The 14,541-nt window shown below is 60.9% G+C and carries 7 protein-coding genes; 1 reads left to right on the forward strand and 6 read right to left on the reverse strand.

Features of this window, described 5'->3' with window-relative positions:
• Nucleotides 1-2: 2 nt before the first annotated feature.
• Complete coding sequence (locus JAO77_RS01000; RefSeq protein WP_198988412.1) at nucleotides 3-719, forward strand: LytR/AlgR family response regulator transcription factor; 717 nt, start codon at nucleotides 3-5, stop codon at nucleotides 717-719.
• 1 nt (nucleotide 720) lies between these two features.
• Here the strand turns inward: JAO77_RS01000 and JAO77_RS01005 are convergent, their stop codons facing one another.
• The 6 genes from JAO77_RS01005 to JAO77_RS24455 all read right to left on the reverse strand — a co-directional run bounded on the left by JAO77_RS01005 (nucleotide 721) and on the right by JAO77_RS24455 (nucleotide 13,974).
• Nucleotides 721-2,202, reverse strand: a complete 1,482-nt coding sequence (locus tag JAO77_RS01005) for an SDR family oxidoreductase (protein WP_198988413.1) — start codon at nucleotides 2,200-2,202, stop codon at nucleotides 721-723.
• A gap of 180 nt (nucleotides 2,203-2,382) precedes the next feature.
• Nucleotides 2,383-3,711: an alkaline phosphatase family protein gene (locus tag JAO77_RS01010; protein ID WP_213019306.1), complete on the reverse strand. Its 1,329-nt coding sequence runs from the start codon at nucleotides 3,709-3,711 to the stop codon at nucleotides 2,383-2,385.
• A gap of 174 nt (nucleotides 3,712-3,885) precedes the next feature.
• Nucleotides 3,886-7,044, reverse strand: a complete 3,159-nt coding sequence (locus JAO77_RS01015) for a TonB-dependent receptor (RefSeq protein ID WP_198988414.1) — start codon at nucleotides 7,042-7,044, stop codon at nucleotides 3,886-3,888.
• A gap of 230 nt (nucleotides 7,045-7,274) precedes the next feature.
• A complete protein-coding gene (locus JAO77_RS01020; protein WP_198988415.1) occupies nucleotides 7,275-8,045 on the reverse strand; it encodes a slipin family protein in 771 nt (256 codons plus the stop codon).
• Nucleotides 8,046-8,314: 269 nt separating this feature from the next.
• Complete coding sequence (locus JAO77_RS01025) at nucleotides 8,315-10,039, reverse strand: GH39 family glycosyl hydrolase (protein ID WP_198988416.1); 1,725 nt, start codon at nucleotides 10,037-10,039, stop codon at nucleotides 8,315-8,317.
• 308 nt (nucleotides 10,040-10,347) lie between these two features.
• Complete coding sequence (locus JAO77_RS24455) at nucleotides 10,348-13,974, reverse strand: glucuronyl esterase domain-containing protein (RefSeq protein ID WP_198988417.1); 3,627 nt, start codon at nucleotides 13,972-13,974, stop codon at nucleotides 10,348-10,350.
• Nucleotides 13,975-14,541: the final 567 nt, after the last annotated feature.

A 14,541-nucleotide genomic window follows, 5' to 3' on the forward strand; every position in this document is an offset into this window, starting at 1 on the left:
TTATGATATCCTGCCTGGTCGTCGACGACGAGCAAAGCGCTGTGGACCTACTGTGCGCCTTTATTAAGAAAACGCCCTTTCTGACCCTGGTCGGGGCCACCACCAACCCTCTCGAAGTGCTCAGCCTGCTGCAAGCCCAGCCCGTAGACCTACTCTTTCTCGACATTCACATGCCGCAGCTCTCGGGCCTCGACCTGCTGCGCCTGCTGCCTAGCCACACCCGCGTAATACTCACCACCGCCTACAGCGAGTTTGCGGTGCAGGGTTTTGAGCTCGAGGCGCTAGACTATCTACTCAAGCCCATTGCTTTCGAGCGCTTTTTGAAAGCCGCGCAAAAGGCGCGCCCGGCCGTGGCGCCACCTAGCGCCCCGCTGGAGGCGCCAGCTGCCGACTACGTCTTCGTCAAAACGGAGAGCCGAGGCAAAATGGCCAAAGTCGATTTTGCCGACATCGTATATGTAGAGGGCCTGAAAAATTACGTAGCCATCCAAACCGACAGCGAGCGCATCGTGACGCTGCTCAACCTCAAGGACCTGGAAGACCGGCTGCCGGCCCGGCAATTTATGCGGGTGCACAAGTCCTACCTCGTGTCGCTCGACAAGATTCGGGCGCTCGATGGCAACCAAATTTTTCTGAAAGGCACCAACACCTTCGTGCCGCTGGGCGATACCTATCGCTCGGCTTTTCTCGACACCTTACAGGTGATGGGGAGGAAGTGAGTTAGCTCTTAACTCCGGCGCCCTGCCCGTAGCTAATCAAGTTCTCCACCATGCCTTTGAAGATGATGCCGTGAAACGGCAGCACCGAGTACCAATACAGCCTGCCCAAAAGACCCTGCGGCCGGTAGGCGGCCAACTGCTCTAGGGTGTGCGAGCCATCGGCGTGGTCCACGATGCGGAATTGGAGCCAGGCCTCGCCGGGTAATTTCATTTCGGCATAGAGTAGGAGGCGCTTGGTGGTGCGGTCGGCCACTAGCACGCGCCAGAAGTCGAGTGGGTCGCCGGCGCGCAGGCGGCTGGGCGAGCGGCGTCCGCGGCGCAGGCCCACGCCGCCCACTAGCTTGTCCATGAGGCCCCGGATGCGCCAGAGCCAGTCGGTTTTGTACCAGCCGCGGTCGCCGCCGATGCGCCAAATATTGTCGAGCACCTCGGCTACCGGGCGGGTAAACTTGCGCTTCTGGCGGTCGAAGAACATGCCGTGCTTCGGGATTTGGATGGCATCCATGTAATTCTGGCGCAGGGTGCCACTGCTCAGGGCGTCGCTCCAGCTGCTCAACACTTCATTTTGCTCGATGCGCTGGAAAGCCAGCGCCAGGGCCGCCCGGTAGCTCATGCACTGATGCGGAATGACGCGCTCGATGCTGCGCGCCGGGTCGACTACGGTGTCGTTTTTGAGGCTTTCGACCAAGCTTTGCGCCAGCGAAAACGAGGTGCTAGTAACCAGATATAGCCACCACGACGACAGCCGCGGCGTGAGCACGGGTACTGTCACTATCCAGCGCCGGTAGCCACGCTCGGCGGCCAGGCCCAGTAGCATCTGCTTGTACGTTAGAATATCGGGTCCACCTAGGTCGAAGCTCTCGCCCAGGCAAGCAGGATTGTCGAGCACCGCTTGCAGGTAAAATACCACGTCGCGAACACCTAGGGGCTGGCAGCGCGAGTTGAGCCAGCGCGGCGTCACCATCACGGGCAGCTTCTCCACGATGTCGCGGATAATCTCGAACGATGCCGAGCCCGACCCGATAATAATACTGGCCCGCAACACCGTGAGCTGGGCCGTGCGCGCGGCGGCCAGCACGTGCTCCACGGCGCTGCGTGAGCGTAGGTGCACGCTCAGGCCCGCATCGTTGGCAATGCCCGAGAGGTAGATAACCTGCCGCGCCTGAGTGCGGTCGAGGTACTCGGTGAAGTGGCGCGCCGACTGCTGCTCCAGCTCGAAAAAGTCTTTTTCGCCCCCGCTCATCGAGTGCACCAGGTAGTAGGCGGCGTCAATATCCAGTGGCAGGTCGGCCAGCGTGTCGGGTTTCAGCAAGTCGCCCTGGGTCACGCTTACCCGCGGGCGCAGGGCCGCGGGCATCGAGTCGGGTAGGCAAAAGCGGCGCTCGTCGCGCACCAGGCACACCACTTCGTGGCCCGCTTCGGCCAGTACGGGCAGCAGGCGTTGGCCAATGTAGCCGGTAGCGCCGGTGAGCAAGATTTTCATGGGCGGGAAGGAAAAAGAATGCTCGCATAAGAACGTAGGAATGATGTAGTTGTTCGGCCATATGTAGCCTTGTTGTCCTCATATAAAAAGGCCCCGCGCACTACTGCACGGGGCCTTTTGGGTTATACAAGTGTTTGGGTGGAAACCTAGGCCGTTGGTCATGCAGAGCGGAGCTTCGCGCTACTGCACCACCTGCGTAGGCAGCGTGCTCTTGCCGGGGTTAAACGTCAACCCCAGGAGTTGGGCCGTGATGGGTGCCACGTCTTGCAGGGCCATCTGGGGTACTACTTTGCCGGCCGCGAAGCCAGGGCCGTAGCCCACGAAGCCCGTCTGAATCTGCTGGTTGTCGGGGAAGAAGCCGTGGGTGCCGCCTTTGCCGGGGCGCACTACGGCGCCATCGCGGGCGGCACTCATCGACACCCCTAGGGCGGGGGCGAGGGCCAACGCGGCGTGCGGGTCGGCCCCAATCTGGTCGAGCTCGGCGCGCTCTACCACACGGAACAGCTTGCGCTGCTCGGCGGGCGCGGCGGCCAGCAGCTGGCGCACCTGGGACACGGTTTTCTTATCCTTAGGGTCCTTCAGCATCAGGAAGGCCGCCGCGCCTGAGGTATGAAACTGGGCTTTCCAGTTGCCTTTTTCGGCATTGTAGAGGCCATTTTGGGCCAGCCACACGTTGGGCGCCAGGGTGGTATTGATGTCCACGAAGCCGTGGTCGCCGGTCACGATGACGGCGGTTTCTTTGTCGATGCCAGCTTTGGCCAGGGCTTCTACTAGGTTGCCCACCACCCAGTCGGCGGTGGCGAGGGCGCGGCGCACGTGCTCGCCGTCGCGGCCGTCCTGGTGCTCGGCGTGGTCTACGCCGAATACGTGTAGGGTCAGCAGTGTGGGTTTGTAGGTTTGGAGCAGGTAGGCGGCGATGCGGCTGCCGTTTTCGTCGCCGCTCACGTAGTCGCTGCTCATGTCGCGGGCGGTGAGCGGGCCGGTGGCCTTCTGCTCTATTTCCTCAAATAGGCCCTTGGGCGTGGTTTGCTCGCGCACCGGCGTGAGGCGGTCCTTCACGGTCAGCGACCATACCTCGGGCACGTTGTAGTCGATGGGCGCACCCGCTGTCACGGGCCACGACACGGAGGCCGTCTTGCCGCCGGCCTGGCGCACGGCGTCCCACAGGGTAGGGGTCTTGATGAGGCTTTCCTCCCAGTACCAGCGCCCGGTGGCGCCATCGGGCTCGAAGGGCGAGTTGTAATAAATGCCGTGTTGGGCCGGCGCCACCCCTGTAATAATGGTGGTGTGCGATGGGTACGTCACGCTCGGAAACACGCCCCGCACGCCATCGGCCGAGGTACCCTGCGCGGCCATGCGCTGCAAGTTGGGCGTGGGCCACTTGGCCTCGCGGTAAAAGTCAGGCCGAAACCCGTCGATGCTGATAAGTACCACGTGCTTGGCCGGCTGGGCCAGGGCGGGGGCACCTAGGGCCAAGCTGAGGGCGAGAGTGGAGAGAAGGGACTTCATGGTAGGAAGTATGAGGAATGAATATTGATTGAAGGCTCGTCGGCCGTGAGACCCCACCCCCGGCCCCTACCCCCTCCGGGAGAGGGGTGCCAACCGCAAGCAGAAGTTATAAGTCGTCAGGCTCCCCTCTCCCGGAGGGGGTAGGGGCTAGGGGGCCGGGAGTGGGGTTACCCGTTAAAAAGAATACCGGGCGCCCAGCTGAATCTGGTAAGGCGTGCCGTTGCGGTTGGTCGTGCCCACGTTCTCATTCACGCGGTAGGTGTAGCGGCGGGTGGCTTGGTCGAAACCGGTGGCCGTGAGCAGGTTTTGCTGCCCTAGGTTGTAGTTTACACCCCAGCTCTTGTTGAGCAGGTTGGCGAAGTTGAACGCGTCCACGCTTAGCGTGAAGGCCTGGGTTTTAAACGTTTTGAAGGTTTTTTGCAGGCGCACGTCGAAGGTGCCCGAGAATGGGTTCACGCCGCCGTTGCGCGCGGCGATGGTACCTAGGCTGCTGCGGATATAGTCCGCGGCGCGGTTGTCGGGGTTGGCCAGTACCTTCTGCATGGCGGCGGCCACGTTGGCGGGCGTGTTGGGGTTGCTGGGGTCAAACACGAAGGCCAGGTCGTTGTCGGTACCTGGGCCGCCCACGAAGTCGCCGTTGATGTCCGAATCCACGGTGAGCGAGTAGCGCGTGCCGCCGATGCCCGTGAAGCGCCCGCTCAGCACGAAGCCCTTGAAGCTCGGCGAGGCGCCGAAAAATACCACTTTGTGCCGAAACTGGTTGTCGGAGTAGTTCAGCTCGCTCAGGTCGCGTGGGTCCGACTTGATGGGGCGGAACGTGGACGTATTGGCCACGTTGCCGTTATAGGAGGTGTTGTCGCGGGTCGAGTTCCAGGTGTAGCTGGCGTTGAAAAAGCCGTCCTTGGCGTAGCGCAGTTCGGCATCGGCCACCATCGTAAACTGCTGCACCTTGGCGCCATTGGTAAACTCTAAGGTGCGGCCCACCGACTGAGTTTTGCGGCCCAGCACGTTGTTGGTGATGCCGCCCGCCGTGATGGTATTGGCCGGCACAAACACGCCGCGGCCGCCCTCGTTGTCGAGCGTGAAGTAGGGCTGGTCCACCAGGTTGCGGTCCAGGTACACGTAGTTGTTTTTGGTGTACGAGTACAGGAAATTTGCCCCCACCCGCAGCCAGCTGCTCACCACGCGGTTCAAGCTCAGGTTGGCCTTGTAGATGCTGGGCACCTGCAAGTTTTTGTCGTTCAGGTTGATGGTCGATACGTAGGGCACGCCGGGCAGCAGGCCGGGCGCCGTGCTGGGGTCGGCGCGGTAGGCCGGAAAGTTGGGCCTAGGTACCGGGTTGGCGCCCGTCGAGGGGCGCGTCACGTCTACCGAGCCCACCAGCGTGCCGCTGTTTTGGATGTTGTTGACCTGCGCGTAGTTAACCGGGTTAGCCGAGAACACGCCGCCGCCCAGGCGGATGATGCTTTTACGCTCGCCCTTCACGTCCCAGGTCAGCTGCACGCGGGGCTGAATGTTGTTCCAGTCGGTGGGGTTGTTGTCGGTGCGCAGGCCTAGGGTCTCCTGCACCACGGGGTTGTAGGCGCCCGCCGTGAGGTAGCTAGTCAAGTCCCAGCGCAGGCCCACGATGGCCTCCACGTTGGGCAGCGGGTTGTACTGCATCTGCCCAAAGAGCGAGGTGTTGAGCACGTATTGCTGCACCGACGGGATGCCGCGCAACGGTACCTCACGGGCATAGCGTGACGGGTTCAAGTCGTTGAATTCCTTGAGGCTGTTGAACACAAAGCGCCCGTTTTGCTCGCTCGAAATGTAGGTGTCGAGGTAGGTCAGCGTGTTGTCGGTGCCGAAGGTGAAGTTGTAGCGGCCTCGGGTCCAATAGCTAGTGTTCACGAGCTGCACCTGGTTTTCGAGGTTGCGCTCGGGTGTGAAGCGCTGGCCGCCCAGTTGCACCGAGGTGCTGCCCTGCCGGCCGTTGGGCAGCAGCGAGCGTACTGTCACAATGGCCCTAGGTATGTTGGCCGACGGCAACTGGTCGTTGGTGTCGTATTCGCGCTTTACGGTCTGGTACTGCACCTTCAACTCGTTCACGAAGGTGGGGCTGAGCTGCGAGCGCAGCGACAGCAACGTGCTGTTTTCGCGCGACTTAAAGTTGCCGTACACCTCGTAGAGGTTGATAGCCGAGTTGTCGTCGGTGCTGTTGGGGTTGTCGTAGTCGCTGTAGTTGTTGCGCAGCGTCAGGCGGTGGCGGTCGTTAATCTGCCAGTCGAGCCGGGCGAAAAAGGTATTGTTTATCGTCTTGCGGCCAAACTCCCCCGTTTGGGCGCCGCTGCCCACGCCGTATTTGGTACGCCCGATGGTCAGTACTGAGTCGAGTACTGCCCGGCTGATGCCCAGCGCGTTGGCGTCGGCATCTGACTTAATATCGGCAATGAAGAAGGGTGCCGACTGGTCCTGCCGGTCGAAGGCCGTGAAAAAGTGCAGCTTGTCTTTGATAATGGGGCCCCCCAGGCTAAAGCCTGCCTGGTTGGTCGTGAAAGTCTGGGTGCGCCGGTTGCCCCGGATGTCGTAGGGGCTGGCCAGGAAATCAGCCCGGTAGTAGTCAAAAATCGACCCCGTAAAGGTGTTGGTGCCCGACTTGGTCACGGCGCTGATGGTGCCGCCGCCCTGCCGCCCTTGCGTCACGTCATACACGTTGGTGGCCACTTCAAACTCGCGGATGGCCTCCAGCGACAGCGAGTACGGCCCGTTGCCCACCGCGCCCGAAGTCAGGTTATTGCGGGCGCTCACCCCGTCGATGAGGTAGTTGGTAGAGGAGGCCAGCTGCCCGCTCAGGCTGCCGCCGTTGGAGGTCGGTGCCAGCGATGCCAAGTTGGTAAAGCTGCGGTTGAGCACCGGAATCTCCCGGATGGTCTGGTCCGTGATAGCCGTGCTGCTGCCCAGGCGGTCGATGCGGCTGTTGAGGGCATTGCCCTTCACTACCACTTCCGTTAGGCCCACGCTGGCGGGGGCCAGGGTGAAGTCCACGGCCAGCTGGTCGCCTAGGTTCAGCGCCAAGTCATTTTTTACCTGCGTGCCCGAGCCCACAAAGCTGGCCCGCACGGTGTAGGGCCGGCCCAGCGGCAATTGCCGCAGGCGGTAGCGCCCGTCTACGCCGGTCACGGTAGAGGTCTGAAAGCCGGTGGCTTCATTACGCACTACTACTACCACGCCCGGCAAGGTTTCGCCCTTTTCGTCTACCACACGCCCCGCAATAGAGGCGTCGGTAGACTGGCCAAAACCAGTATAAATACTTGTTATCCAAAAAAGGATTAAAAGAAGAAAACGTTGGCCCATATTCAGAAAGGGTGAATGAGGGCGCAAAGGTGAACGGGGGGTGTTAAGGCATTGTCACGGCTAGAAAGGCGGGGCGTTATCTTTAGGAAATAGTAAGTTGGCTTAGGCCGATAAATAGGCTTTTCGGCAGAACTAGGGCTGCTCATGTTATCCTTAGGTCATTAAACAAAAAGGGACGCAACCCCGCCGGGCTACGTCCCCTCTTTCGCTACCAGCTACCCAAAAGCGACCTAGGCGGCCGGCTTTTCGCCTTGGCTCACCAGCTGCGTCAGGCTCTTGGCAGCCTGCGTAAACTCGGAGGGGATAAGCACCACCGTAGTGGTGTTATTGTCGATGCCGATTTCGGATAGCATCTGCATGCGGCGCAGCTCCAGGGCAATGGGGCTTTCCTCCATCTGCTTGGCGCCCTGCGTGAGCTTGATGCTGGCCTCTAGCTCGGCCTCGGCCTTGATGATGCGGGCGCGCTTCTCCCGAATGGCCTCCGCCTCGCGGGCCATCGCCCGCTGCATCGACTCGGGTATCTCCACGTCCTTGATTTCGACCAATTCAATCTTAACGCCCCAGGCCTCGGTGGCGGTGTCCACTATTTGCAGCAGGGCCCCATTTATCTGGGCACGCTCGCGCAGCACCTCGTCGAGCTGGTGCTGGCCGATGATATTGCGCAGCGCCGTGACCGAAAGCTGGTAAACCGCCTTGTTGTAATCGGCCACCTTAATCACCGCATCGGCTGGGTTCAGCACCTTAAACCACAGCACGGCATTGACCTTGATGGTCACGCTGTCCTTGGTAATCGTTTCCTGCTGCTCCAGCTCCACAGTCTTAGTGCGCATATCAATTGTTTGCTGGCGCTCGATAAGCGGAATGAGCCAGTACAGGCCCGGCCCCCGCGTGCTAGTGTAGCGCCCCAGTCGAAACACAATGGCCCGCTGGTATTCCTGCGCAATGCGCAAGCTGCTCACCAACAGTAGAAAAGCGACGAAAAGCAGAATGGGCAATGCCATGACCTAGGGGATTGAAAAGTGTGCGGGGTGTATCGCTGGGCGGGGCTGTTTATTACACCTAGGTCGAGGTTAAAGGCGTTAGTGCGTTAGGGCTCGCCAATCGTGTGACCCCACCCCCGGCCCCTCCCCTCCGGGAGAGGGGAGCCAACCGCAAGCAGACGTGAGCGGACGTTAGTAGTCGTCAGGCTCCCCTCTCCCGGAGGGGAGGGGCCGGGGGTGGGGTAATACGCCAGGGTAGCAAATCAACGTACCCTATGACCACTCACCCACTACCAACTCAGGCGCAACAACGACACGCCCTGACGTGGCAATGACACATGCAACACCGCCCGCCCCTGCTGCGTGCTCACCCAGGTCGGCGACGTGAGCAGCGCCAGCTGCCCGGCCTGCGCCAGCGCGGCTTGCTGCGCCGCTGTGGGTGACTGCGGCGAGCCCATACCTTGCCACACCGCGTAGGAGTTGCTATGCTCCTGGTCGATGCGGTAGTGCTGCACCAGCGCCTGGCCGGCGGGCAGGCCTTGCAAGGTCAGGTCGAGGTCGGCGGCGGGGGCGGGCAGGTCGTCGTTGTGGTAGTTCCAGAGCAGCACGGCGGCCGAGTGGCCGTCGGCCGCCAGTGTGGCCATCGCGCCGATGTCCGGGCGCTGGTTTTGGGCCTGGTTCAGTATTTCGGCCATGCTCATGGCCTGGGGGTTAGCCACGGCCACGCGCTGGCCGCCCATCATGCCTAGCATCCGAAACACGTTAAGCACGGGTTTATCGACGCCGTTGGTGGCTAGGTCACGGAAGCCAGCAAACCACGGTTGGTTTTCAAACTCAAACGACCAGCTCACGGCACCTAGCAGGTTGACTTGGTTTTGCTCGGCCAGGGTGTAGAGGCGGGCGTAGGCGGCGGCGGTGTAGCTCGAAAACATGGTTCCGTTGCGGTAGGCGTTGTCGGGGTTGGTTTGCACGCCGCAGGCGGCGCAGCCCTCCGGGTCGTTTTCACCTAGGATGATGGGCAACTGGCGCAGCTCGGGGTACGAGGCCACGATGGCGAGGCCCGTCTGGATGTCCTTCATCTGGGTGGCCATGTTCATGCGCACGTGTCCGTTGGTCAGCTTGGGCGCGCCCTTGGCGTGGAAGGTCACGAAGTCGAGCCGTGTGCCTTTTTTACCGGTCACGTAGTTGGTGCCGCGTACGCAGTGGTCTAGGAAGCTCTTTAGAAAGTCGGCGGCCTTGTCCCAGCCGGGGCCGGTGGTTTCGGGGCCACCTAGGCTGGCGGCGGGCAGGGCGCGGTGCACAGCGGCTTCCGAGTAGTCAAACAGCTTCTGGTACTCCTCGGGCGTGCCCTTCCAGTAGCCGATGTTGGGCTCGTTCCAGAGCTCCCAGCGCCAGGTTTTTACTTCGGCCTCGCCATAGCGGGCCACGCTGTGCTTTACCCACTGGTACACCAGTTCGCCCCACTTGGCGTAGTCTTTGGGCGGGTAGGCCCAGCCGGTGTAGATGTCGTTATAGTTGTCGCCGGGCTTCCAGTGGTGGCGGTAGGGCGTAGGGTGGCTACTCAGCGCCTCAGGCATAAAACCCAGCTGGGCGATGGGTTTCATGCCGCGCTTGATGTAGCTGTCCATTATCTGGTCCACGATTTTCCAATCGTACACTGGCCGGCCTTTCTTATCTTCAGTGTAAGCGTTGGTCGAGCCCCATTTGAAGGCGGCAGTGCCGTCGCCGGTGGTCAGCATGTTGTGCACGCGCACGTATACCGGGACCGGACTCAGGGCCGCTAGCTCGGTGAGCAGCTGCTGCCCGTCTTTCATGGTGGTGTAGTTGGGCTCGTCGTAGCCGAAGTAGGCCCACAGCGGCTGCATGGTACCCTGCGGCTTGGCAAAATCGACGGTGATGGGCACGGGTCCCGCGGGCGTGGGCTGCGCCCAGCTAGGAGTACCTAGAGCTACTGCCCCGGCGAAAATGCTTGCCCAACGGCGAAGAGTAGATGCGGTAAAAGACCAAAAAGGCATAAGGAGAGAAGCAATAGGGTAGGAGGCCGTAAGGTAGGGCGCTTTCGCCCCAAACTGGCGCCAGCCAGCACCTAGGGCCTGCTACTTCCGCTAAAAGCGGTTTGAGTTGGCAAGCGTCTGTCCTAGCAAGCGCAGCGAAGCAATCGCATCAGAACGACTGCGCTGAATAGGGGCGATTGCTTCGCTGCGCTCGCAAGGACAAGCGAATTTTGACCTTCTACTTAATCTACAGGGGCAGCATACAAGCCCTAAAAAACAAAAAGGAGGCTGCTCAGCGAGCAGCCTCCTTTTTCAAAATTTGAACAGCCTTAGTGGCTGATAGCGATACGCTTGGTCAGCGTTTTGCCCGCGAGCACTAGCCGGCACTCGTAGAGGCCGTTGGCTAGGCGCTGGGCGGCCAGCGGCAGCTGGTAGGCGCGGCCATTTTCTACGGTGTCGTTGTAGAGGGTGGCTACCAATTGGCCCAGCGGGTTGTAGAGCTGTACCAGCGCCCGCCCGGCCTCTGCTGCCCGAAACTGCACGGTAGCGGTCGAAGCCACAGGGTTGGGGAAGGCTTCTAACGATGTGCCCTGGCCGGCGCCATCGGAGGGAGCAGCGCCGGGCGCGGCGGCGTTTGCGGTGCGTGCCGCAGCCGACCGAGTGCCCGGCTCAGCGCCGTATACCAACTGGCCCTTGTAGTAGAGCGTCATGTGGTCGTTGTACGTATACTCCCACGGCGCGCGGTACGACCAGTCGTTGTCTTCCACGAAGTTGGTCCAATCTTTCTTGGCCAGGCGAAAGCGCACGTCGCCAGTGCTGCTGAGTGGGTAGAGCTTCCCTAGATTCAGCCCAAAGCCTACTTCGAAGTAGAGCTGGTTGCCCTGCTGCCCTACCACGCCGCCCACATTGTTGGTACCCACCTGCGCCCAGTCAAACCAGTGGTTGATGCTGGTCGAGCCATCGGGGGTAAACCAGTAGCGCACCCGCAGCGCGGGGTAGTCGACGGGCACGTTGCCCACGTTTTGCACATTGAAGTACGTGCTGATGGTATTGCCACGCGAGTAGCCATTGCGGTTCTGCGACAGCACCTCAAACGCCATAATCGAGTCTATGACCTCTGGCTCGTTTCCCCAGACCAGGCGCCCGTTGCGATACACCGTGATGCGCTCGTTGGGCGCGTAGTTCCACGAGTTGTAGCGGTACGACCAGTCGGTGCTCTCGCCTAGGTCACCGTAGGCGTTGTTGTGGAAGCGCGAGCGGATTTCACCCGAGCTGCTGCCCCCCGCCAGCTGGCCTAGGCTGGCAGCGAAGGAGTATTCCACATAGCCGTAGGCGTCGTGGTGCGGCTTGGGGAGCTCCACGTACCGCGTGCGGATGTTGCTGGCTCCTAAGGCTGCCCAGTCCACGTTGGTGGCCAGGCCGCTGTAGTTTTCTGCTGTAAGCCAATAGCGTACCGTTAGCTCGCTGTAGGCCACGGCGGCCGGCCCTAGGTTGTCGAGGCGCAGCGTGGGCTTGATAAGCTGCCCGTGGGGGCGGCTGTCGTCCCCGTCTTTGTACTGCACTTGCAGCCGCAGCGGGGCCACGGTCAGCGTTTGGCTCACGGCCGGGGCCGCGGCGTAGGTAGCATTGCCGGCCTGCCGGGCCGTAATGGTGGTGGTGCCGGCCCGGCGCACTCGCAGCACACCATTGGTCACGGTGGCCACGGTAGTGTCGGAGCTGGTGTAGGTAAGGGGCAAGCCCGAGCTAGCCGTGGCCGTAAGCGTTAGGTCGCGGTCGCCAACGAGGGCGGCCGGCAGCGCCCCAAAGCTGATGGTTTGCTGGGTTTTGCAGTTGTCGGCGTCGGCCCCTTTACCCGTGATAGTGGCTTTGGTGGTTGTCACCAGCAGTTTATCCAGCTTGGCATTGCCGCCGGCGTTGTAGGCCACGGTGAGCGTGTGCGGCCCTACCCCTAGGGCGGCTTCCCGGAGCTTCACCCAGCGCCAGCCCTCGGCGCTCACCTCCTTCAAGCTGGCATCGTCGATGTAATAGGTATTGGCCGCCTGCCCCATGTCAAACAGGAAAGTGGTCGAAGCCAGCGTGGCCGTGATAGTCCACGACACCTGCTGCCAGGCGGTGCCAATGGCCTGGTCGCCCTGGTACTGCGCGCCCGAGGGCCCGGTCGACAGCCGGATGGAGCCGCCCGGGGCCGCCGCCCGTACCCAATACGAAATAGTATATCGCTTGCCGATGGTAGTTGGAAACGCCGCGCTCGACACCTGCACCTGCCACTGGGCGCCGGGCCGGGGGTTTACCACCTTCAAGGAGCCGCTGCCGGTGTGGGCCTCGGCCGCCACCGTATTGGCCGTAATGGTAGCGCCGCCGCCATTCAGCGTAGTCCAGTCGGTCCGCCCATTTTCAAAGCCGGGGTTAGCCAATAGCTGGCTGCTTACGGGTTGAAACGGCTCGTTATCCAGCTTCATCCAGTAGCTGTAGTCTTCGCCCGCGGGCACGTTGAGCCGCGCCAGGAGGCTGTAAGTAGCCGCACTGTCGATGGTGAAAGGCATGGTGAGGTAGGCGGCGGGCGCGGTAGGGGCCGCCGCAGTGCTGCTCATCCCGGTTTTTGCCTTTACATAAGCACCGTGCGCTGCCGAGGTGTCGGCCACTACCTCCCAGTTGGCGCCTACCGTGGCGCACTCGGCTTCGAGCCAGATTCTTTTGCCCAGCGGCTCGGGCGGCAGCGGCGGCAACACGGGCGTATTGGTGCCCCACCACTTATACCAGCGCTGGTAGTCTACCGTGGGGTAGGGGTGCACAGTGATGTTGGTGTTGGCGCTTAGGTTACCCAGCAAAAACCTGTCAACGAAGGCTTCCACGGCTGGCTGCTGGCTAGCGGGTATGGCGCAGTGGTTGTGCCCTCCATCGATATAAAACCCAAACCGGTCGCCGATGCCAAACTGCTTCCAGACCTCGTGCGCGGCCCGCGCCGATACATAGGCCGACGGGTTAGCCAGCCACTCAAAGTCGGTGTTACCCGTCACAAGCAGCGCCCGGGGTGCTATCATGGCCATCAGCTCGTGGTGGTCGTGCGGCAGCTTGGCCACGTTGGCGCCGGCAAACTGCTTCATGTCGTCCTTAAACCAGCTGTAGTCTGTGGCGCCGAGGTTTTCCACGCCGCCTAGGGTTTCCGACACGCGCCAGGCGGGCGCGCCCCCACCGCCCGATTCCTGCGCAATAGTGAGGGCAATGCGCTCATCCATGGCTCCCGAAAACAGGGCCATCTTGCCCGCGTAGGAGCAGCCGGTCACGCCTAGGTGCTTCAGGTCAATGGGCAGGCTGGCCTGCACCAACTCCAGGCCGTCGATGAGGCGGCTCACGCCCCAGCTCCACGCCGCATACTGGCCCGAATTGGAGAGGTTCTGGTCGGGGTAAAGCTGATAATACGGGTCCGTCAGTGCCGCGCCGTAATAGGTCGTCACCTGGTTGTGGTTGTACTGAATGCGGGCCACGTTGCGGCTCGTAAAAACCGCCGCCGGCACACTGCCCGACAAGCTATTCATACCAATAATAGCCGGAAACGGCCCGCTCCCCGTCGTGGGTAGCGACACCTGCGAGTTCAGCGTCAGCGACTTACCATTCACGGTCACGACCACCGTGAGAGTGCCCGTGCCCGCCGTAGCGCCGGGCGTGTAGGTGGCTTTTATGTCCTGCGGCCGGCTGGGCCGCCGCCCTATCTCATAGTTTTCAATTTGGGCCTTGATTTCATTGCGTCGGCATTCCCAATCCTTAAAATTGGTGGTGCGCCCGCGGCCATCGGCCCACCTAAACGGGTCGGGGAGCGGCTCGATAGCCGGCAGCTGGGCAAAGCTGGGCAGCGGCGGAGCCGCACAGCTGGCCCCCGTATTCTCGGCTGAGTAAACCAGCGGGAGCTGCGCAAACGCACTCAGGCAAATGAAATTCAGCACTAGCGTAGCTAGCACAGCTTTCGCTTTCAGTGTAAAGGCTTTACTAGGAAAAGGTAGAAGTATTAAATCCATGACAAGTTAGATTGGGTGGGGAATGGTATTCAGAACAGGTGCTTGATTATCATAGGCAAAGACTTAGGTAAAAAGGTGGGAAAACTAAAAGTGCTAATAGCTAGTATGTTGGAAGCAGGCGTGGGCTTATATGTTGTTAAAATTTAATTTTAAGCGCAGCTATTAGAAATTTGCTAGGCGCCATATGTAAGCTTCTAAGGATTGGTAATCATTTTATTGGGAAGGTATTAAGTATTAGGAAGAATAGAAATATTTTTATTGTCAAAATGCAAAAAGTAATATCGCAATCGTTTGCGGCAACGATTGGATATTTTAGAATGCCAAAATTTTATACTTACTAGGATATCTGTATTCCGCTGGGCCACAAACCAGTTGCCCACTTCGATACTAGTAGCCTAGGTAGCCCTGCAGCTAGTACCAGGCCAAAGAGTGCTTGACCTGCCTTGCTCAACGGGCATAAAAAAAGTGGCTGCCTGGTAGAGCAGCCACTTCCATTAGAAGTAAGAAAAC

The sequence above is a fragment of the Hymenobacter sp. BT559 genome (assembly GCF_016427535.1).
Taxonomy (GTDB): Bacteria; Bacteroidota; Bacteroidia; order Cytophagales; family Hymenobacteraceae; genus Hymenobacter.

Bases quoted from the DNA above. Each gene is read 5' to 3' on its own strand.
- JAO77_RS01025 (WP_198988416.1), bottom strand. From the start codon at position 10,039: ATGCCTTTTTGGTCTTTTACCGCATCTACTCTTCGCCGTTGGGCAAGC.
- JAO77_RS01010 (WP_213019306.1), bottom strand. From the start codon at position 3,711: ATGAAGTCCCTTCTCTCCACTCTCGCCCTCAGCTTGGCCCTAGGTGCC.
- JAO77_RS01005 (WP_198988413.1), bottom strand. From the start codon at position 2,202: ATGAAAATCTTGCTCACCGGCGCTACCGGCTACATTGGCCAACGCCTG.
- JAO77_RS01000 (WP_198988412.1), top strand. From the start codon at position 3: ATGATATCCTGCCTGGTCGTCGACGACGAGCAAAGCGCTGTGGACCTA.
- JAO77_RS01020 (WP_198988415.1), bottom strand. From the start codon at position 8,045: ATGGCATTGCCCATTCTGCTTTTCGTCGCTTTTCTACTGTTGGTGAGC.
- JAO77_RS01015 (WP_198988414.1), bottom strand. From the start codon at position 7,044: ATGGGCCAACGTTTTCTTCTTTTAATCCTTTTTTGGATAACAAGTATT.